Source organism: Streptomyces sp. NPDC058459 (genome assembly GCF_042721685.1).
GTDB lineage: Bacteria > Actinomycetota > Actinomycetes > Streptomycetales > Streptomycetaceae > Streptomyces.
The window spans coordinates 13,280-33,050 of sequence record NZ_JBHXLV010000058.1 but is presented as its reverse complement, the minus strand read 5'-3'; the positions used below and the strand labels follow the sequence as shown (position 1 = coordinate 33,050).

Annotated in this window: 18 protein-coding genes and 1 riboswitch; of the genes, 7 read left to right on the top strand and 11 right to left on the bottom strand. The window is 70.2% G+C overall.

Annotated features, from left to right (window positions below; genetic code table 11):
- Positions 1 to 3: 3 nt before the first annotated feature.
- The gene (locus ACFWN1_RS13980; protein ID WP_384361005.1) at positions 4 to 966 is read right to left on the bottom strand and encodes a GlxA family transcriptional regulator; all 963 of its coding nucleotides are present in this window, start codon (positions 964 to 966) and stop codon (positions 4 to 6) included.
- Positions 967 to 1,058: 92 nt separating this feature from the next.
- Here ACFWN1_RS13980 and ACFWN1_RS13975 point away from each other — a divergent pair, with 92 nt between their 5' ends.
- Positions 1,059 to 1,307 carry a hypothetical protein gene (locus ACFWN1_RS13975; RefSeq protein WP_384361002.1) on the top strand — a complete coding sequence of 83 codons (249 nt, stop codon included), beginning with the start codon at positions 1,059 to 1,061 and terminating at the stop codon, positions 1,305 to 1,307.
- On the opposite strand, the gene ACFWN1_RS13970 is transcribed toward ACFWN1_RS13975, so the two are convergent.
- The 6 genes from ACFWN1_RS13970 to ACFWN1_RS13945 all read right to left on the bottom strand — a co-directional run bounded on the left by ACFWN1_RS13970 (position 1,220) and on the right by ACFWN1_RS13945 (position 8,328).
- Entirely contained in the window at positions 1,220 to 2,227 is a 1,008-nt protein-coding gene (locus tag ACFWN1_RS13970) for a ribonucleotide-diphosphate reductase subunit beta (protein ID WP_384360999.1), read from the bottom strand. The genes ACFWN1_RS13975 and ACFWN1_RS13970 overlap by 88 nt on opposite strands.
- On the bottom strand, positions 2,227 to 4,650 hold the full coding sequence (locus ACFWN1_RS13965) for a ribonucleoside-diphosphate reductase subunit alpha (RefSeq protein ID WP_384360996.1): 2,424 nt from the start codon (positions 4,648 to 4,650) through the stop codon (positions 2,227 to 2,229). The genes ACFWN1_RS13970 and ACFWN1_RS13965 overlap by 1 nt, the downstream gene beginning before the upstream one ends.
- A 124-nt stretch (positions 4,651 to 4,774) precedes the next feature.
- Positions 4,775 to 4,914: riboswitch (cobalamin riboswitch) on the bottom strand.
- A 50-nt stretch (positions 4,915 to 4,964) separates the two neighbouring features.
- Positions 4,965 to 5,471 (bottom strand): GNAT family N-acetyltransferase, encoded by a 507-nt coding sequence (locus ACFWN1_RS13960; protein ID WP_384360993.1) that lies wholly within the window; start codon positions 5,469 to 5,471, stop codon positions 4,965 to 4,967.
- A gap of 76 nt (positions 5,472 to 5,547) precedes the next feature.
- Positions 5,548 to 7,158: a monocarboxylate uptake permease MctP gene (mctP, locus tag ACFWN1_RS13955; protein WP_384360990.1), complete on the bottom strand. Its 1,611-nt coding sequence runs from the start codon at positions 7,156 to 7,158 to the stop codon at positions 5,548 to 5,550.
- On the bottom strand, positions 7,155 to 7,418 hold the full coding sequence (locus tag ACFWN1_RS13950; RefSeq protein ID WP_384360987.1) for a DUF3311 domain-containing protein: 264 nt from the start codon (positions 7,416 to 7,418) through the stop codon (positions 7,155 to 7,157). The genes mctP and ACFWN1_RS13950 overlap by 4 nt, the downstream gene beginning before the upstream one ends.
- Positions 7,419 to 7,563: 145 nt before the next feature.
- Positions 7,564 to 8,328, bottom strand: coding sequence for a GntR family transcriptional regulator (locus ACFWN1_RS13945; protein WP_384360984.1), 765 nt, complete (start codon positions 8,326 to 8,328; stop codon positions 7,564 to 7,566).
- A 408-nt stretch (positions 8,329 to 8,736) separates the two neighbouring features.
- On the opposite strand from ACFWN1_RS13945, the gene ACFWN1_RS13940 reads away from it, so the two are divergent.
- The 4 genes from ACFWN1_RS13940 to ACFWN1_RS13925 all read left to right on the top strand — a co-directional run bounded on the left by ACFWN1_RS13940 (position 8,737) and on the right by ACFWN1_RS13925 (position 13,416).
- Positions 8,737 to 10,011, top strand: a complete 1,275-nt coding sequence (locus ACFWN1_RS13940) for an extracellular solute-binding protein (RefSeq protein ID WP_384360981.1) — start codon at positions 8,737 to 8,739, stop codon at positions 10,009 to 10,011.
- An 85-nt stretch (positions 10,012 to 10,096) separates the two neighbouring features.
- Positions 10,097 to 11,086 (top strand): carbohydrate ABC transporter permease, encoded by a 990-nt coding sequence (locus ACFWN1_RS13935; RefSeq protein ID WP_384360978.1) that lies wholly within the window; start codon positions 10,097 to 10,099, stop codon positions 11,084 to 11,086.
- Positions 11,083 to 11,925, top strand: a complete 843-nt coding sequence (locus ACFWN1_RS13930) for a carbohydrate ABC transporter permease (protein ID WP_384360975.1) — start codon at positions 11,083 to 11,085, stop codon at positions 11,923 to 11,925. The genes ACFWN1_RS13935 and ACFWN1_RS13930 overlap by 4 nt, the downstream gene beginning before the upstream one ends.
- Positions 11,926 to 11,934: 9 nt before the next feature.
- Positions 11,935 to 13,416, top strand: coding sequence for a glycoside hydrolase family 3 protein (locus ACFWN1_RS13925; protein WP_384360972.1), 1,482 nt, complete (start codon positions 11,935 to 11,937; stop codon positions 13,414 to 13,416).
- A gap of 109 nt (positions 13,417 to 13,525) precedes the next feature.
- Here ACFWN1_RS13925 and nagB read toward each other — a convergent pair whose 3' ends face one another.
- Complete coding sequence (nagB, locus tag ACFWN1_RS13920; RefSeq protein WP_384360969.1) at positions 13,526 to 14,311, bottom strand: glucosamine-6-phosphate deaminase; 786 nt, start codon at positions 14,309 to 14,311, stop codon at positions 13,526 to 13,528.
- Positions 14,312 to 14,796: 485 nt separating this feature from the next.
- On the opposite strand from nagB, the gene ACFWN1_RS13915 reads away from it, so the two are divergent.
- Positions 14,797 to 16,272, top strand: a complete 1,476-nt coding sequence (locus ACFWN1_RS13915; RefSeq protein WP_384360966.1) for a sensor histidine kinase — start codon at positions 14,797 to 14,799, stop codon at positions 16,270 to 16,272.
- A 242-nt stretch (positions 16,273 to 16,514) separates the two neighbouring features.
- Here ACFWN1_RS13915 and ACFWN1_RS13910 read toward each other — a convergent pair whose 3' ends face one another.
- Positions 16,515 to 16,772: a WhiB family transcriptional regulator gene (locus ACFWN1_RS13910; RefSeq protein ID WP_003992873.1), complete on the bottom strand. Its 258-nt coding sequence runs from the start codon at positions 16,770 to 16,772 to the stop codon at positions 16,515 to 16,517.
- Between the two features lie 319 nt (positions 16,773 to 17,091).
- The gene (locus ACFWN1_RS13905) at positions 17,092 to 18,060 is read right to left on the bottom strand and encodes a diacylglycerol/lipid kinase family protein (RefSeq protein WP_384360963.1); all 969 of its coding nucleotides are present in this window, start codon (positions 18,058 to 18,060) and stop codon (positions 17,092 to 17,094) included.
- Positions 18,061 to 18,184: 124 nt separating this feature from the next.
- Here ACFWN1_RS13905 and ACFWN1_RS13900 point away from each other — a divergent pair, with 124 nt between their 5' ends.
- Entirely contained in the window at positions 18,185 to 18,634 is a 450-nt protein-coding gene (locus tag ACFWN1_RS13900) for a hypothetical protein (RefSeq protein ID WP_384360960.1), read from the top strand.
- A 37-nt stretch (positions 18,635 to 18,671) separates the two neighbouring features.
- On the opposite strand, the gene ACFWN1_RS13895 is transcribed toward ACFWN1_RS13900, so the two are convergent.
- Positions 18,672 to 19,769 carry an RNA polymerase sigma factor SigF gene (locus ACFWN1_RS13895; protein WP_384360957.1) on the bottom strand — a complete coding sequence of 366 codons (1,098 nt, stop codon included), beginning with the start codon at positions 19,767 to 19,769 and terminating at the stop codon, positions 18,672 to 18,674.
- Positions 19,770 to 19,771 lie beyond the last annotated feature (2 nt).

The window sequence follows — 19,771 nt, the reverse complement described above, 5'->3', positions numbered from 1 at the left end:
CGTTCAGGCGGCCCGCGGGCCCCGGAACGCGCGCCGGTAGGCGTTCGGGGTGGTGCCGAGCGCCCGCACGAACTGGTGGCGCAGCGCGGCCGCGTTGCCGAACCCGGCCCGACAGGCGATCGAGTCCACCGTCTCGTCCGTCCCCTCCAGCAACCGCTGTGCCAGCAGCACCCGTTGGCGCAGAATCCAGCGGTACGGGGTGGTGCCGGTCTCCTGCTGGAAGCGGCGGGCGAAGGTGCGCGGGGACATATGGGCGCGGGCGGCCAGCTGCTCCACGGTGACCTCCTGGTCGAGGTGTTCCTCCATCCACACCAGCACCTCGCCCACGGTGTCGCAGGGGCCCTTGGGCAGCGGGCGTTCGATGAACTGGGCCTGGCCCCCGTCCCGGTGCGGGGGCACCACCATCCGGCGGGCGATCTTGTTGGCGACCTCCGTGCCCTGTTCCTTGCGGACCAGGTGCAGACAGGCGTCGATACCGGCCGCCGTGCCTGCGGAGGTGATCACCGGGTCCGCGTCGACGTAGAGCACGTCCGGCTCGACCGTGACGCCCGGGTGACGCCGGCCCAGCTCCTCGGCGTCGTGCCAGTGCGCCGCGCACCGGCGTCCGTCCAGCAGCCCGGCTTCGGCCAGCACGAACACCCCCGAGCACACGCTGAGCACCCGCGCGCCGCGGGCCACGGCCCGGCGCAGGGCGTCCAGCAGTTCGGGGGGACAGGAACGGGACGCGTAGCCCTCACCGGCCGGGACGGCGATCAGATCCGCCTCCTCCAGCCGCTCCAGACCGTGAAGGGTGGAGATGGTGAAGCCGCAGTGGGTGCGCAGGGTCGGTCCCTCCGCCGAGGCCACGGCGAAGTCGTACACCGGGAGACCGTCCTCGCTGCGGTCGATGCCGAACACCTCGCACACCACCCCCAGCTCGAAGGGGTGCACCCCGTCCAGCAGGACCGCGACCACGTTCTTCAGCATGCTGCCAGTGTGCCCCGGCGCTGGCAGGAATTCGAGGGCCCACGGCAGTCCTGCCAGTGTCGGCCAGGAGCGTTCAGCGCGAGGCTGATGACATGAACGGAAACCAGCTCCAAGGACTCATCGGAATGGTCGCCACTCTCGGCATCCTGGTCCTCCTGGTCCTGCCCTCGGTGATCGGCATCGTGCGCGACCTGCGCATCGACCGACAGCTCGGGCAGGCCCAGAAGGACCGCGGAAAGGAGGCTCAGCAGGCTCAGAAATCTTCGTCGAGGTCCACGGTGCCCTCCACCGCGACCTGGTACGCCGACGGACGGCGCTCGAAGAAGTTCGTCAGCTCCTGAACACCCTGCAGTTCCATGAAGGAGAACGGGTTCTCCGAGCCGTACACCGGGGCGAAGCCCAGGCGCACCAGGCGCTGGTCGGCGACGCACTCCAGGTACTGCCGCATCGACTCGGTGTTCATGCCGGGCAGGCCCTCACCGCACAGGTCGCGGCCGAACTGCAGCTCGGCCGCGACGGCCTCCCGGATCATGTCCGTGACCTCCCGCTCCAGCCGGCCGTCGAACAGCTCCGGCTCCTCCTTGCGGACGGTGTCGACCACGTCGAAGGCGAACGACATGTGCATCGTCTCGTCCCGGAACACCCAGTTGGTGCCGGTGGCCAGGCCGTGCAGCAGACCCCGGCTGCGGAACCAGTAGACGTACGCGAAGGCGCCGTAGAAGAACAGGCCCTCGATGCACGCCGCGAAGCAGATCAGGTTCAGCAGGAACTTGCGGCGGTCCGCCTTGGTCTCCAGCCGGTCCAGCTTGTCGACCGAGTCGATCCACTTGAAGCAGAACTCGGCCTTCTCCCGGATGGAGGGGATGTTCTCCACCGCCGCGAACGCGGCCGTGCGGTCCTCCGGGTCGGGCAGGTAGGTGTCGAGCAGCGTCAGATAGAACTGGACGTGCACGGCCTCCTCGAAGAGCTGCCGGCTCAGGTAGAGCCGCGCCTCGGGGGAGTTGATGTGCTTGTACAGCGTCAGCACCAGATTGTTCGCCACGATCGAGTCACCCGTGGCGAAGAACGCCACCAGGCGGCCGATCAGGTGCTGCTCCTCGGGGGTGAGCTTCGCCAGGTCGGCGACGTCCGAGTGGAGGTCGACCTCCTCGACGGTCCAGGTGTTCTTGATCGCGTCCCGGTAGCGCTCGTAGAAGTCCGGGTAGCGCATGGGACGCAGAGTCAGCTCGAAGCCGGGGTCGAGCAGGTTCTTCTCGGTCATTACTGGCAGGCCTCGCAGGACTCGGGGTTTTCGAGAGAGCAGGCGACGGCATCCGGGTCGGCCGCCTGCTGCACGGGGATGGTCTTGGTCTCCTGGGCGCGGCCGGCGGCACGGGCGATCCTGGTCGCCGGGCGCGAACGCAGGTAGTACGTGGTCTTCAGACCCGACTTCCAGGCGTAGGAGTACATCGAGGAGAGCTTGCCGATGGTCGGCGTCTCCAGGAACAGGTTCAGCGACTGCGCCTGGTCGAGGAACGGGGTGCGGGCGGCGGCCATGTCGATCAGACCGCGCTGCGGGATCTCCCACGCCGTGCGGTACAGGTTCCGCACGTCCTCGGGAATCCAGGCGAAGCCCTGCACCGAGCCGTTGGCCTCGCGCAGCTCCTCACGGGTGCGGGCGTCCCACACGCCGAGGTTCTTCAGCTCCTGCACCAGGTACGCGTTCACCTGGAGGAACTCGCCCGACAGCGTCTCGCGCTTGAACAGGTTGGACACCTGCGGCTCGATGCACTCGTACACACCCGCGATGGAGGCGATGGTGGCCGTCGGCGCGATCGCCAGCAGCAGCGAGTTGCGCATGCCGACCTCGGCGATCCGGGCGCGCAGCGCGGCCCAGCGCTCCGGCCAGGTCAGCTCGACGCCGTAGTGGTCGGGGTGCAGCACACCCCGCGCGGTACGGGTCTGCTCCCAGGCGGGCAGCGGGCCGACGGGGGTCCCCCCTGCACCGGAGCCTGTCGTAGGCGCTTGGGGGCGCTCGGCGAGGTCGGCGGATGCCTCGTAGGCGGCCAGCATGATGCGCTCGGCGATCCGCGTGGACAGCGCCTTCGCCTCGGGGGAGTCGAACGGGATGCGCAGCTTGAAGAAGACGTCCTGCAGGCCCATCGCGCCGAGGCCCACCGGGCGCCACTTGGCGTTGGAGCGGCCCGCCTGCTCGGTCGGGTAGAAGTTGATGTCCACGACCCGGTCGAGGAAGGTCACGGCGGTGCGGACGGTCTCGTCCAGCCGCTCCCAGTCGATGTCGCCGTCGGCCACGAAGGCACCCAGGTTCACCGAGCCGAGGTTGCAGACCGCGGTCTCCCCGTCGTCGGTGACCTCGAGGATCTCCGTGCACAGGTTGGAGGAGTGGACCACGTTGCCCGGCAGCGCCGTCTGGTTGGCGGTGCGGTTGGCGGCGTCCTTGAAGGTCATCCAGCCGTTGCCGGTCTGGGCGAGAGTGCGCATCATGCGGCCGTACAGCTCGCGGGCCGGCATGGACTTCTTCGCCAGGCCCGCCTGCTCGGCCTTGCGGTAGGCCGCCTCGAACTCCGTGCCCCACAGGTCGACCAGCTCGGGCACGTCGGCCGGGGAGAACAGCGACCAGGGCTCGTCGGCGTTGACCCGGCGCATGAACTCGTCCGGAATCCAGTGCGCGAGGTTCAGGTTGTGCGTACGGCGCGCGTCCTCACCGGTGTTGTCGCGCAGCTCCAGGAACTCCTCGATGTCGGAGTGCCAGGTCTCCAGGTACACCGCGGCCGCGCCCTTGCGCCGGCCGCCCTGGTTCACCGCGGCCACCGAGGCGTCCAGCGTCTTCAGGAACGGGACGATGCCGTTGGAGTGCCCGTTGGTGCCCCGGATCAGCGAACCCCGGCTGCGGATACGGGAGTAGGACAGGCCGATGCCGCCGGCGTGCTTGGAGAGGCGGGCCACCTGGTGATAGCGGTCGTAGATCGAGTCCAGCTCGTCCAGCGGGGAGTCCAGCAGGTAGCAGGACGACATCTGGGGGTGCCGCGTACCGGAGTTGAACAGGGTGGGGGAGGAGGGCAGGTAGTCCAGGCGGCTCATCAGGCCGTACAGCGCGGCCACCTCGTCCACGGCTGGGGCGCTGTCGTTCTCCGCCAGGCCGCTAGCCACGCGCAGCAGGAAGTGCTGGGGGGTCTCGATCACCTTGCGGGTGAGGGGGTGGCGCAGCAGGTAGCGGCTGTGCAGGGTGCGCAGGCCGAAGTAGCCGAACCGGTCGTCGGCGCCGGTGTCGATCAGGGCGTCGAGACGGGCGGCGTGCAGTGTCACGAAGTCAGCGGTGCGGTCGGCGACCAGGCCCTCGCGGTGGCCCACGGTCACCGACTCGGTGAAGCACGTCACGCCCTGCGAGGCGGCCTCGGCGCGGATGGAGAGCGTGAGCAGCCGGGCGGCCAGCCGGGAGTACGCGGGGTCCTCCGAGATCAGGCCGGCGGCGGCCTCGGTGGCCAGCTCGCGCAGCTCCGCCTCGTCGGCGCGCGCCGACCGGCCGCGCAGCGCGGCGGCCGCGACCCGGCCGGGGTCCGCGTCGGGGAGGTCGGCGGTCAGCTCGGTCAGGGTCCGCAGCAGCGCGGCGCCGGGGCCGTCGTTCCGCACTGGGGCCCCGGTCGCCGGGGTGGCTGAAGCCGGGTCGGCAGGCGCGATGGTCACGTGGGACTCTCCCTCGCTGGGCACGGGGACCTGGCGGAGGGTATACGGGGGCACGAGCGCACACGGCGTCTCGTCCACCGGCCCACTCCACGAGGCCCGGACGTCTTCGAGCACCCGGACCGGACGGCCGGGCGCCGCTGCCGACAGGTCCTCGGACTGACGCTGGCATGCACGAAGCACGCGAGTACACCGTTGCGGGACAGTTCCGGATTCGCACCGGATTCCCCTGCGACGACAGCGAGCATGAGCATACATCTAGTGCCGGGCTGTCGCGTCACCCCCAGATGTTGTGTCTGTTGCGTGTTGCGGCGGCTTCAGAGGGTCAACTCGTAGGTGAGCAGGGCGAGGTCCAGGAGGTCCGGCAGGGGGTTCCAGTCGCGGTCCGGGGTGCGGTGGAAACCGAGGCGTTCGTAGATGCGGTGGGCGGTCCGCATCATCGGCTGGGTGGACAGGACGAGGCTCCGGCAGCCCTCGACGGCCCGCGCGCGCTCCACGCAGGCGCGGACGAGTGCCTCCCCGGCTCCCTGGCCCCGGCCGGCGTGCGCGACCGCCAGCATGCGGATCTCGGCCTCGCCGGGACCGGCGATGTCGGCCATGGGCCCGCCGGCCGGGACGAAGGTCACCCCGCCCAGCAGGACGCCCCCGCGCTCGGCCACCAGGATCTGCGCGGCGGCCGCCCGCCGGGCCACGTCCCGCAGCTCGCCCAGATACGCGTCGCTCGCGCCGAAGTCCAGCAGTCCGTCCTGGAGGTAGGCCCGCGCGGTGATCTCGCCCAGGGCGGTGTACTCGGCCGGCTCGGCGGCTCTGATGTGGAGGTCCATGGGCGTGAGTGTGTACGACGACGGGCCGCCGTCGCTCGCGTATCACGGCGGCCCGTCGTCGGGAGGGCGCAGATCCCTAGTGGGCGCTGCCCGCCGTCGCCGGGGGCAGTTCGACCTCGACGCCGGGGTCGCCCGCGTCGGCCGTGTAGTCCTCGGGCCTGGTCTCGTCGATGCCGTCGGGGGCCTTCACGGCCCTCAGGACGAAGGTGAGGACGACGGTGACCAGCACGTTCAGCACGAACGCGGTCAGGCCGAGGTAGCCGATCTCACCGATACCGGGGATCTCCTCGGCCGAGCCGCCGAAGTGCTTCTGGGTCGGCGAGGCGACCCCGTAGGCGGCGACCGTGCCGTAGAGCATGCCGGCCGCCCAGCCCGCCAGCAGCGCCCAGCGGTGGAACCAGCGGGTGAACAGGCCGCCGACCAGGGCCGGGAAGGTCTGGAGAATCCAGATGCCGCCCAGCAGCTGGAAGTTGATCGCCACCGTCTTGTCCATGGTGAGGACGAAGACCAGCGCGCCCACCTTCACCAGCAGCGAGACCAGCTTGGAGACCTTGGTCTCCTGCTCGGGCGTCGCGTCGGGCTTGATGAAGTCCTTGTAGATGTTGCGGGTGAACAGGTTCGCCGCCGCGATCGACATGATCGCCGCCGGGACCAGGGCGCCGATGCCGATCGCCGCGAAGGCCACGCCCGCGAACCAGTCCGGGAACATGTTCTCGAACAACTGAGGGATCGCCAGCTGGCCGTTCTTGACCTTCACCCCGGCCGCGACAGCCATGAAGCCCAGCAGCGCCAGCAGGCCGAGCATCAGGGAGTACAGCGGCAGGATCGTGGTGTTGCGCCGGATCACGTCGCGGCTCCTGGAGGAGAGGGTCGCGGTGATGGAGTGCGGGTACATGAACAGCGCCAGCGCCGAGCCGAGGGCCAGCGTGGCGTACGTCCACTGGCCCGCCGGTGCCGGGACGAGACCGCCCGCGCCGGCGGCGGTGTACTTCTCGCCCGCCTTGGCGAAGATCTCGTCGAAGCCGCCCAGCTTGACCGGGATGTAGATGATCGCCACCGTGATCACGATGTAGATGAGCGTGTCCTTCACGAACGCGATCATCGCGGGGGCCCGCAGCCCCGAGGAGTAGGTGTAGGCCGCCAGCACACCGAAGGCGATCAGCAGCGGCAGGTCCTTCACGAACCAGTTGGTGTCCTCACCGCCGCCCACGCCCATCACGTCCAGCACCGCCTGGATGCCGACCAGTTGGAGCGCGATGTAGGGCATGGTCGCCAGGATGCCGGTGACCGCCACCGCCAGCGAAAGCCCCTTGGAGCCGAACCGGCCGCGCACGAAGTCGGAGGTGGTGACGTAGCCGTGCCGATGCGAGACCGACCACAGCCGGGGCAGGAACGTGAAGATCAGCGGGTACACCAGGATCGTGTACGGCACCGCGAAGAACCCGGCCGCGCCGGCCGCGTAGATCGCCGCGGGCACCGCGACGAACGTGTACGCGGTGTACAGGTCGCCGCCGAGCAGGAACCAGGTGATCCAGGTGCCGAATGAACGGCCGCCCAGGCCCCATTCGTCCAGCGAGTGCTCGTTGTCCGCCTTGCGCCAGCGCGAGGCCAGGAAGCCGAGGACCGTGACGGCCAGGAAGAAGAAGACGAAGACGCCGAGCGCCACGCCGTTGACGCCGTCCTTCACCTCGCCACACCCCCGCTCCGCGCCTTGCGGGAGCGCTGGTCACGCTGCCACAGCTGGTACGCGGTCACGGTGAGCGAGGTGGAGACCAGCACCCACAGCATCTGGTACCAGTAGAAGAACGGGATGCCGATGAACGTCGGGTCCACCCTGGAGAACGAACCCACCCACAGCATCGCCACGAACGGCGCCACGAGGCACAGGCCGATGACCACACGGACCGGTGTCACCACCGGTGGTCTCACTTCGGATTCTTCGGGCATGCCGCAGCTCCGTCCCCTCGTGGATCACTGTGTGACGCGCACGCAATCTAGGTGACGGCTCGGGCGGAGCGGAAGCCCTCGTCCGGGTGTCAGTACGGCGAGGGGAGCTGGTGAGCGCCGAAGGAGGAGGGGGAAGCGGAACCGGTCAGTCCTGTGGGCGCCGCAGCCGCGCCACGAACTTGTAGCGGTCGCCCCGGTAGACCGAGCGCACCCACTCCACCGGCCGGCCCTCGCGGTCCACGGAATGCCGGGACAGCAGCAGCATCGGCAGGCCCACGTCGGTGCCGAGCAGGCTCGCTTCGCGCGGGGTGGCGAGCGAGGTCTCGATGGTCTCCTCGGCCTCGGCCAGGTGGACGTCGTAGACCTCGGCGAGCGCGGTGTACAGCGAGGTGTACTTCACCAGCGAACGGCGCAGCGCGGGGAAGTGCTTGGCGGAGAGATGGGTGGTCTCTATGGCCATCGGCTCGCCGTTGGCCATGCGCAGCCGCTCGATGCGCAGCACCCGGCCCCCGGCGCTTATGTCCAGCAGCCCGGCCAGGCGGTCGTCGGCCGTGATGTAGCCGATGTCCAGCAGCTGAGACGTGGGTTCCAGACCCTGGGCGCGCATGTCCTCGGTGTAGGAGGTGAGCTGGAGCGTCTGGGCGACCTTGGGCTTGGCGACGAAGGTGCCCTTGCCCTGGATGCGTTCCAGTCGTCCCTCGACCACCAGCTCCTGGAGCGCCTGGCGGACCGTGGTGCGGGAGGTGTCGAACTCCGCGGCCAGGGTGCGCTCGGGCGGCACCGGCGTACCCGGCGGAAGCGTCTCCGTCATCTCCTGGAGGTGCTTCTTCAGGCGGTAGTACTTGGGCACGCGCGCCGTACGGACGGTCGCGCCGGCCTCGTTCTCCGCCCTGCTGACGTCGGTGCTCATGGCTGCCTTCCCGGCTCCGGATGCCGCTGGCGACCGACATCGCCATCGGTCGCGGTCCACATCGTGGCACGGCCGCGCGCGGCCGGGTACGCCCGAACGCTCCGTGAGCTCCTTGTATACCGCCGCACCCTCAGTTGGTCTAGTCCACCCGTGCGGTGCGGGTCAGTGGTCCACCGGAACTGGGCCGTCCGATCTGTCGGTTGCGCAATGAAAGGTCCCTGCATATCTCGGTCGCGTCACGGACGCCCGCGCCCCACCTGAACACCCTTGACAGCCCATTTGGTCTGGGCCAAGCTCCCGGTGCTGGTCTACACCATTGGTCCAGTCCCGGCTCCGAGGGCGGTACGACGCGCAAGTGTGACGCCGCGGGGAGGCAGGGGGGTTGTGGGCATCCCTGAGGAGGATGGCGTGAAGCGCAGACTGATAGCCGCGATCGGCGTCGCGGGCATGATCGTCTCCATCGCCGCGTGCGGCAGCGACGACGGCAAGGGCAAGGGGGGCGACAACGACGCGCTGACCGTCTGGCTGACCGTCGACGCGCAGAACAACTGGCCGAACCTGGTCAAGGCCGCCGACGCCGCCGTGGTGAAGAAGCACCCGGGCCTGAAGATCAAGCACGAGTACTACGGCTGGCCGGACAAGAACACCAAGCTGGACGCCGTCCTCGCCACCGACAAGGCCCCCGACGTGGTCGAGATGGGCAACACCGAGATGCTCGGCTACATGGTGAAGGGCGCCTTCGCCCCCCTGGAGCCCGGCAAGTTCGAGGGCTCGGACGCCTGGCTCGACGGCCTGAAGGCGTCGGTCGGCTACGACGGCAAGACCTACGGCGTGCCGTACTACGCCGGTGGCCGCGTCGCCAACTGGCGCAAGGACGTGGCCGCTTCGGTCGGCGTCAAGACCCCGCCGAAGACCTACGCCGAGCTGACCTCCGCGCTGGACAAGATCCAGAAGAAGGAGGGGGGCAAGTTCAACGCCTGGTACCAGCCCACCCGTGACTGGTACGCGGCCGTGTCCTTCGTCTACGACGCGGGCGGCGCCATCGCCAAGCAGGAGGGCGGCCAGTGGAAGGCGTCCCTCTCCTCACCGGAGTCGGTCAAGGGCCTCACCGCCTTCAAGCAGGTCGTCGACAAGTACATGCACGGCGACAAGACCAAGGACGAGTCCGACCGTTACCTCGTCTACGGCCAGGGCAAGTCGGCCATGATCTTCGGCGCGGCCTGGGAGGGCGCCACCTCCGCCGACCCGAAGAACGACAAGACCGGCAAGCTCAAGGACAACCTCGAGAACTTCGTGATGCCCGGTCCGTCCGGCAAGAACATGCCGGTGTTCCTGGGCGGTTCGGACCTCGCCGTGCCGGTGAAGTCCCACAACCAGGACGTCGCCGCCGAGTGGATCAACGCCTTCACCGGTCCCGAGGGCCAGAAGGGTCTGATCGCCAAGGGCAACCTGCCCAACAACAAGACCGACCTCGCCACCCTGAAGAACGACCCGGCGACCGCCGTGCCGGCCACCGCGGCCGAGTCCAACTGGTTCGTGCCGATGGCCCCCGGCTGGGGCCAGGTGGAGAAGGCGCAGGTCCTGCAGACCATGCTCCAGCAGATCGGCACCGGCAAGAAGTCGGTGCAGGACGCCGCCAAGGAGGCGGACGCCGCGATCGACAAGGTCATCAACACCAAGTGACCCGGGTGCGCCGCGCGGGCTCACCGGCCCGCGCGGCGCCCGCCGTACCGCCTGCACCGGACTTCAGGGATCGCCGAGGAGCGCGATGAGTGCCGCAGACACGACCACGCCTGCCAAGGTGCCGCCGCCGCGGCAGGCGCCGCCACCCGGCCCCGCGCCCCGGCGGCCCCGACCCGGCTCCGCCAGGGGCACCGCCGCCACCCCCTGGCTGCTGCTCGCGCCCTGTCTGCTGATCCTCGCCGGTGTCATGGGCTACCCCCTGGTCCGGCTGGTCACCCTGTCGTTCCAGACGTTCGGCCAGTCCCAGCTGTGGGGGTTCAAGGAGCCGGAGTCGGCGGGTTTCGGCAACTTCACCAAGGTGCTCGGCGACGGCGACTTCTGGCAGGTCGTCCTGCGCACCGCCGTCTTCGCCGGCGGCGCGGTCGTCGGCACGATGGTCCTCGGCATGCTGATCGCCCTGCTGCTCCAGCGGGTCTCCGGCTGGGTGAAGACCCTCGTCAACATCGCGCTGGTGGCCAGCTGGGGCATGCCCGTCATCGTCGCCACCACCGTCTTCAAGTGGCTCTTCGACGCCGACTACGGCATCCTCAACGCCCTCGTCAGCAAGCTGCCCGGCGTCGACCTGATCGGCCACAACTGGTTCGCCGACGGAACCCAGGGGCTCGCGGTGATCATGCTGCTGGTGGTCTGGGGCGCGGTGCCCTTCGTGGTCATCACCCTCAGCGCCGGACTCACCCAGGTCCCCGCCGAGCTGGAGGAGGCCGCCCGGCTGGACGGCGCCGGTTCCTGGGGCGTCTTCCGGTACGTCACCCTGCCCGTGCTCAAACCGGTGATCGTCATGCTGACGACCCTCTCCGTCATCTGGGACATGGGTGTCTTCCCGCAGGTCTTCGTGATGCGCAACGGCCACCCCGAGGCCCAGTTCCAGCTCCTCACCACCTACTCCTACGACCGCGCCTTCGTGGTCAACGACTACGCCCAGGGCTCCGCCATCGCCCTCATCACCGTGGTGCTGCTGCTCGGCGTCGTCGCCGTCTACATGCGCCAGATGCTCAAGATCGGAGAGGTCGAGTGACCAGCACGGCTTCCCCCGCCCGCCGGACCGCCAGGGCCGGCTGGAACGTCCTCGGCCTCCTCGTCGTCGCCACCGCGGGCTTCCCCGTCTACTGGATGCTCGACACCGCGATCAAGCCGGCCAAGGACGCCATCGACCCCGACCCCAGCCTGTTGCCCACCGGTTTCACCCTGGACAACTTCCGCCGGGCCTTCGACATCGCCGACTTCTGGGGCCCGGTCGGCCGCAGCCTGATCGTCTCGCTGTCCGTCGTCCTCATCGGCGTCGTCGTCGGCATGCTCGCCGCGCTCGCCATCTCCCGGTTCGCCTTCCGGGGCCGGAAGATCGTGATCGTCGGCATTCTCGCGGTGCAGATGGTCCCGCTCGTCGCCATGATCATCCCGGTCTTCCTGCTGCTGAACGACCTGCATCAGTACGACAAGCTGACCGGGCTGATCATCACCTATCTGACGTTCATCCTGCCGTTCACGGTGTGGACCCTGCGCGGCTTCATCGTCAACATCCCGCGCGAGCTGGAGGAGGCGGCCATGGTCGACGGCTGCTCCCGCACCGGCGCCTTCGTCCGCGTGGTCTTCCCGCTGCTCGCCCCCGGCATGGTCGCCACCTCCGTCTACGGCTTCATCCAGGCGTGGAACGAGTACCTCTACGCCCTGATGCTGCTCAGCCAGGAGAACCAGACGGCCACCGTCTGGCTCGGCAACTTCACCACCAAGCACGGCACCGAATACGCCCCGATGATGGCCGGCGCCACCATGATGGCCGTGCCGATCGTCGTGCTGTTCCTCCTCGTCCAGCGCAAGATGGCCGCGGGGCTGACCGCGGGCGCCGTGAAGGGATAACGCCACCCGATGACGACAATCGCCCGCGGTACGGACACCCTGACGCGCGACGCGCTCACCGTCCTCCAGCCCGGCTTCACCGGCACCACCGCCCCCGACTGGCTGCTGCGCCGGCTCGGCGAGGGCCTCGCCTCGGTCGGCCTGTTCGGCCGCAACATCGTCTCGCCCGACCAACTGGCCGCTCTCACCGCACAGTTGCGTACCGAGCGGCCCGATGTGCTGGTGGCCATGGACGAGGAGGGCGGCGACGTCACCCGCCTGGAGGCCCGTACCGGCTCCTCCTTCCCCGGGAACCACGCCCTCGGCGCGGTCGACGACCTGGAGCTGACCCACGCCGTCGCCCGCGAACTCGGCCGCCGCCTCGCCGCCTGCGGGGTCCACCTCAACTGGGCGCCGTCCGCCGACGTCAACTCCAACCCCGGCAACCCGGTCATCGGCGTCCGCTCCTTCGGCGCCGACACCGACCTGGTCGCCCGGCACACCGCCGCCTACGTCAGCGGCCTCCAGTCAGCCGGGGTCGCGGCCTGCACCAAGCACTTCCCCGGCCACGGCGACACCGCCGTCGACTCCCACCACGCGCTGCCCCGCATCGACGTACCCGCCGAGGTGCTCCAGACCCGCGAACTCGCGCCTTTCCGTGCCGCCCTCGCGGCGGGCACCCGCGCCGTGATGAGTGCCCACATCCTGGTCCCCGCCCTGGACCCGGACCGCCCCGCGACCCTCTCCCGGCCGGCCCTCACCGACCTGCTGCGCGGCGAACTCGGCTACCAGGGCCTGATCGTCACCGACGGCATGGAGATGCGCGCCGTCTCCGGCACCTACGGCATCGAGCGGGGCAGCGTCCTGGCCGTCGCGGCCGGCGCCGACGCGATCTGCGTGGGCGGCGGTCTCGCCGACGACGAGACGGTACGGCGGCTGCGCGACGCCCTGGTGACCGCCGTACGCTCCGGCGAACTCCCCGAGGAACGCCTCGCGGACGCGGCCCGCCGGGTGCGTGAACTCGCCGCCTGGACCACGAACGGCACCGCCGGGGACACCGCCCCCGACCCCGGGGCCGGACTGCGCGCCGCCCGCCGGGCCCTGGCGGTGACCGGCGGCGAGTCCTTCACCCCGCTCACCGAGGCGCCCTACGTCGCCGCCTTCACCCCCGTCGCCAACATCGCGGTGGGCGACGAGACTCCCTGGGGCGTGGCAGCCGAGCTGTCCTCGCTGCTGCCGGGCACGCTGACGGGGAGCTTCACCGGTGACTCGGCCGGCTCCGACGCCCTCGTTGCCGCGGGGGAGCGCCGGGTGGTCGCGGTGGTCCGGGACGAACACCGGCACCCCTGGATGGCCAGGGCCCTGACCACGCTCCTCGCGGCCCGCCCGGACACGGTGGTCGTCGAGATGGGCGTGCCGCAGTCCCCGCCGCGCGGGCATCTCCACCTCGCCACCCACGGCGCGGCCCGCGTCTGCGGCCGGGCGGCTGCGGAGGTCATCGCGGGTGCGTGAGCCCGCACTCCGTCCCCGTGGTGCGCCCACGGGGACGGAGGCGTTTCCGCGGGCCTTGCCCCTCGTCCACAGGCCCTGCCCCTCCGTCCGCAGGCCCTGCCCTCCCCGCCTACAGGCCCTGCCAGTCCGGCTTGTGGGCGTAGGTGTGGCGGAAGTAGTCCGCCAGCTTCAGCTTGGAGGCGGCCGCCTCGTCTGCGACCACCGTGGCGTGCGGGTGGAGCTGGAGGGCGGAGGCGGGACAGACCGCCGCGACCGGGCCCTCGACGGTGGCTGCGAGCGCGTCCGCCTTGCCCTCTCCGGTGGCGAGCAGCACCAGGTGGCGGGCCTCCAGGATGGTGCCGATGCCCTGGGTGATCACATGGTGCGGGACCTGGCCGATGTCGCCGTCGAAGAAGCGGGCGTTGTCGATCCGGGTCTGCTCGGTCAGCGTCTTGATCCGGGTCCGCGAGGCGAGCGAGGAGCACGGCTCGTTGAACCCGATGTGCCCGTCCGTGCCGATGCCGAGGAGCTGGAGGTCCACGCCGCCGGCCGAGGTGAGCGCCCGGTCGTACTCCTCGCACGCCGCAAGGACGTCGGCGGCCGTGCCGTCCGGGCCCATGAACGCGGCCATGCCGATGCCGAGCGGCTCCAGCACCTCGCGGCGCAGCACCGAGCGGTAGGACTCGGGGTGGTCGGCGGGCAGCCCCACGTACTCGTCGAGCTGCGCGATCCTGGCCCGGCGGATGTCCGCCGCGCCGGAGCGCACCTTGGCCGCCAGGGCCCGGTAGACCGGCAGCGGGGTGGAGCCGGTGGCCACTCCGAGCAGGGCTTCGGGCTTGCGCCGCAGCAGCCGGGCCATGGCCTCGGCCACCAGTTCGCCGCCCGCTGCGGCGTCCGGGACGATGACAACTTCCACGCTGGGCCTGCCGATCTGGAAGAGGGCCGACGGTCGCTGGGGACCGGGGGAACGTCGGCCCTGTGGTTTAGACCAATCTAGCAGAGTGGCCTCCGCCGTACGTGGTGGAAATCGCCAGGCCGACGACCCCCGCGTGCCCGCCCGCCGGGCTAGGCTTTCGGTATGGCGCGGCCCCGCCGCCCACGGGTCCGGGCTCTCCGGACCATGGACACGCCCGCGTGGTCTAGTCCAGAATGCGGGAGAGGCTCCACGCAGGACGACAAGCTGACAAGCCTCCGCCTTCCCCGCACAGGAAGGCGGATCGAGGAACCGGCGCTCTCTGCCCTGACTGCTCCGGCTCCTCGGCCTTCGGCCGACCGGGACCGCACACCCCACGGCCGATGATGCTCCGGGCTGCGGCGCGGGGAGGGCTGAGGGTCCCTCTCAGGCGCCGCGGCCCGCGGGTGTCCTCCGGGCCCGTGACGTGCCCCCGGTACGCTCGCAGCGTGCCCTCCATGAACGAACTCGTCCGCCAGCACACCGCCCTCGGGGACACCGACCTCGAGTGGCTCCATCTGCTGGTCTCTGAGTGGCAGCTGCTCTCCGACCTCTCCTTCGCCGACCTCGTCCTGTGGGTCCCCACCAGCGACGGCACCCGGTACGTCTCGGTCGCCCAGATGCGCCCCAACACCGGCCCGACCTCCTACCAGGACGACATGGTCGGCCACCTCGTCCCGCGCGGTCGCCGCCCCATGCTGGACGCGGCGCTGGACGAGGGCCGGATCGTCCGGGAGGGCGACCCGGAATGGCGCGAAGAGGTCCCGGTACGGGTCGAGTCCATCCCGGTCCGGCGGGAGGGCCGCGTCCTCGGGGTGATCGCCCGCAACACCAACCTGCTGACCGTGCGCACCCCTAGCCGGCTGGAACTCACCTACCTCCAGAGCGCCTCGGACCTCGCGCAGATGATCGCGGCCGGCTCCTTCCCCTTCCCCGACCAGCAGGTCGACATGGACGCCTCCCCGCGCGCGGGCGACGGCCTGATCCGGGTGGACGCCGACGGCATCGTCCAGTACGCCTCCCCGAACGCGCTCTCCGCCTACCACCGCCTCGGTCTCGCCGCCGATCTGGTCGGCCAGCACCTCGGCCGCACCACCGCCGAACTCGCCCCGACGCGGGGCCCGGTGGACGAGGCGCTCGCCAAGGCGGCCAGCGGCTACGCCCCCCGCGAGTTCGAGATCGAGGCCAATGACGGCGTCATCCAGTTCCGCTCCATCCCGCTCAAGCCCAAGGGCACGCGCATCGGTTCCCTGGTGCTCTGCCGGGACGTCACCGAACTCCGGCGCCGTGAACGTGAGTTGATCACCAAGGACGCCACCATCCGTGAGATCCACCACCGGGTGAAGAACAACCTCCAGACGGTCGCCGCCCTGCTCAGGCTCCAGGCCCGCCGCATCGGCTCCGAGCGCGGCCGGGAGGCGCTGGAGGAGGCCGTGCGCCGGGTCGGCTCCATCGCCATCGTGCACGAGACGCTGTCTCAGAACCTGGACGAGCGGGTGGAGTTCGACGACATCGCCGACCGGGTGCTGGCGATGGTCGCGGAGATCTCGCCGGGCAAGGTGACCGCCCGGCGCAGCGGCCGCTTCGGCTGGCTGGACGCCGAGGTCGCCACGCCGCTGTCCATGGTGCTGACCGAGGTGCTGCAGAACGCCCTTGAGCACGGCTTCCGCGAGGGCGACACCGGCACGGTCGAGGTCTCGGCGGTCCGGGGCGGCACCACCAAGGAGGGGAGGCTGCTCGTCACCGTCGAGGACGACGGGGTCGGGCTGCCCGAGGGCTTCGATCCGCAGACCGCGGGCAACCTCGGCCTGCAGATCGTCCGGACCCTGGTCGAGGGCGAGTTGGGAGGCACCTTCGACATGGTGCCGGCGCCGGAGCGCGGCACCCAGGTCGTCCTGGACATCCCGGCGCGCCCGCAGAAGTGACGCGCTGAGAGACCGGCGCGGATCAGCGAAAAGCCCCGGACCAGTGATGGTCCGAGGCTGGTGCTCGTTGCTGAGCTGCTCCGCCGGGGCGGAGCCCCCCGGGTCCGGCGAGGCCGGGACCTGGGGAAAGCATCGGGGGTACTGCGCGCTGCGGCTCGGGGCGGGAGAAGCGTGGTGCCCGGTACGGGAGTTCCGCAGGGCCCACGCGCCGCCAAGCTCAGGCTGTCAGCAGGGGTGACTCGTCAGGCAGAAGCCTGGCGAGCACGGTTGCGAGCGGCGCGACGCTTCATCGCGCGACGCTCGTCCTCGCTCAGACCACCCCAGACGCCGGAGTCCTGACCGGACTCGAGCGCCCACTGCAGACACTGCTCGATCACCGGGCAGCGACGGCAGACGGCCTTGGCTTCCTCGATCTGCAGCAGCGCGGGACCGGTGTTGCCGATGGGGAAGAACAGCTCGGGGTCTTCCTCGCGGCAAACGGCGTTGTGACGCCAGTCCATGGCTGCTACCTCTCCTTGGTATTACCTGCAGATTGCTTGTGAATGTGAACGCTTTCACGAATCCCTCAACAAGTGAAGGGCCGATCACCGGGTCTCCCCGGAGTGGTCCTTTGTTGTGAAGAGGGATTTGGCGACCACTGGAAGCCGATGTCGCGGGCCGTCCCGATCGCCATGTAGAGACTTGCAAACCTCGGCGACGGATACAACCCCTTCAGGAAGATTTTTTTTGATTCCTCGGTGTCGACTAGGTCACAGCCGTACTTCCATGGGGTGGACGGTGGCCTAAACGTTCGAGTGAAAGGGCTTTGGCCCCTTCCGCTCACACAATCACACGCAGTGCACGGCGAACGCCTGTGAACGTCACGCTCGTTCTCAGCCCCAGGTGGTCACCGTCCATCTGAAGGGGCAGAGGCGCCTTCGAATGCAAGGTGAACCGGTCCAGGTCGTGCAGCGAGACAGCGTGTCTCCCGTGGGGTCCGCGCTCGGGGGACGAAGTGAGCAACTGGGTCGCATACCGGGCAACCGCAGCCGTGGAAAGCCGCTTCAGCCCGAGCACGTCGATGCCTTTGTCGAACGACGCCTTAGGTGATGTGTACATCGGGCGATTGCCGAGGTAGGTCCAGGGCGACGTGTTCGAGACTATGGCCACGGCGAGGTCGGACACCGGTTCCGCACCCGGTCGTTCCAGGCTGATGGTGCCGTGTCTGCGATTCGGTTCACCCATGAACTGCCTTGCTACTTGGCGGACATAGAGCGCGTGCGTCGACTTCTTGCCGCGCTCCCGTTCCCTTTCCACCCTGCCCACAACTCCGGCGTCGAAGCCGAGTCCGGCGTTGAAAGTGAACCAGCGCTCCGGCACCGCCTCGTCCGGCGTGCCCGGCGTGCCCGAGGTCAGGCCGAGGCCGACCACGCGTTCCCGGCGCTCGCGCAGTGCGTCCAGCAGGGCGCCGGTGGCCTCGACGGGATCGTTGGGCAGGCCCAGCGCACGGGCGAAGACATTGGTCGAACCGCCGGGTACCACCGCGAGGCCGGGCAGCCGCTCCAGGTCGGGGCCGGCGTACAGCAGGCCGTTGACCACCTCGTTCACGGTGCCGTCGCCGCCCAGGGCCACCACCATCTCCACGTCGTCACTCTCCGCAGCCGACCGCCCCAGATCACGTGCGTGACCGCGGTACTCGGTGTGGACGACGTCCAGCTTCATCTCGCTGGCGAGCGCGTGGATCAGTACGTCACGTCTGCGGGCGCTTGTGGTGGTTGCCGCCGGATTGACCACGAGAAGTGCACGCATGTATGGCAGCGTACCTACTGGGGGGTATCGAACCCAGGGAGAGTCGAGGATCGGTCGGGCCGAGGGGCGTGAGCCTCGACACGCACCCTCCGGGCCGTTCCGGGCGCGGAGCTACCCTTCTCTTGTGAGCAGTGAGCAGACCCCCGCCCCGGAGACCACCGGCACCACCGGGGCCGGCGAGCGCCCGCGCCGCCTCGTGTACGCCGCCGCGCTGGCCGCGCTGGAGGGGATCGCTCTTGTCGTCGCGGGTATGTACGTCCTCGTGCTCGGTCTCACCGGCGGCGGCGACGACCGGCAGCAGGCCGTCACGGGCGGGATCACCCTGCTCGTGCTCGCGTTGCTGCCGCTGCTCGCCGCGCGCGGACTGTGGCTGAAGCGCCGCTGGAGCCGGGGCCCCGCCGTGATCACCCAGATCCTCGCGCTGCCGGTCGCCTACAACCTGGTCCAGGCCGACAGCGTCGCCATCCCGGCGGGCATCTGCCTCGCGGTCGTCGCCGTGGCCGCGCTGGTGCTGCTGGTCAGCCCGGCCACGACCCGCGCCCTCGGGATCACCGGGCCGGGCCGCGCCGAATAACGCCTGACCGGGGGGCGAGGGCGGCGGGGGCAGGCGGCTACTCCTCCACCAGGAGCTTCTCCCGCAGCTGGGCCAGTGTGCGGGCCAGCAGCCGGGAGACGTGCATCTGCGAGATGCCGACCTCCTGCGCGATCTGCGACTGGGTCATGTTCCCGAAGAACCGCAGCAGCAGGATGCGTTTCTCGCGCGGCGGGAGATCCTCCAGCAGCGGCTTGAGCGACTCCCGGTACTCCACCCCCTCCAGCGCCTCGTCCTCCGCGCCGAGGGTGTCGGCGACCGCCGGGGACTCGTCGTCGGTGTCGGGGACGTCGAGCGACAGTGTGGAGTATGCGTTGGCCGACTCCAGCCCCTCCAGCACCTCCTCCTCGGAGATGGCCAGCTTCTCGGCCAGCTCGTGCACCGTGGGGGAGCGGCCGTGCAGCTGGGACAGCTCGGCCGTCGCCGTGGTCAGCGAGAGCCGCAGCTCCTGGAGCCGGCGCGGCACCCGCACCGCCCAGCCCTTGTCGCGGAAGTGCCGCTTGATCTCGCCGACGACCGTGGGCGTGGCGTACGTGGAGAACTCCACGCCCCGCTCGGGGTCGAACCGGTCCACGGACTTGATCAGCCCGATCGTGGCGACCTGGGTGAGGTCGTCCAGCGGCTCGCCGCGATTGCGGAAGCGGCGCGCCAGATGCTCGACGAGCGGCAGATGCATGCGGACCAGCCGGTTGCGCAGCTCCGCGTACTCCGGGCTGCCGTCCTCTAGGCCCCGCAGCTCCACGAAGAGCGCCCGCGCCCCGCTGCGGTCGTGGGGGTCGTGCTGTGCCGCCCGCACGGTCTCCGCGCCCGGTGCGGTGCCCTCGGCGTATCGCTCGTGCTCGCTCATCGTCCCGCCCGTAGCCCTTCCCCGCGCCCTCGCCCCCGCGCGGTCGGCGGTACCGTCCCCGCCGCGCTCCACCGGGGGCGCGCTCCGCACGGCACCCTCGCCGCCGACCTCGGCGGAGTCGTCCTCCGGGTGGGGTCTGGCCTGCTCGGGGATGCCGTCGATGCCGTCTGGGCCGTCGGCCGTGTGCCGGGAGCCGTCCTGGGGGGCCGCCCGCAGGCTCTCGGCCTTTCCGGTCGGCAGTTCTCGCGCGCCGCGCTCTTCGTCCCGCACCG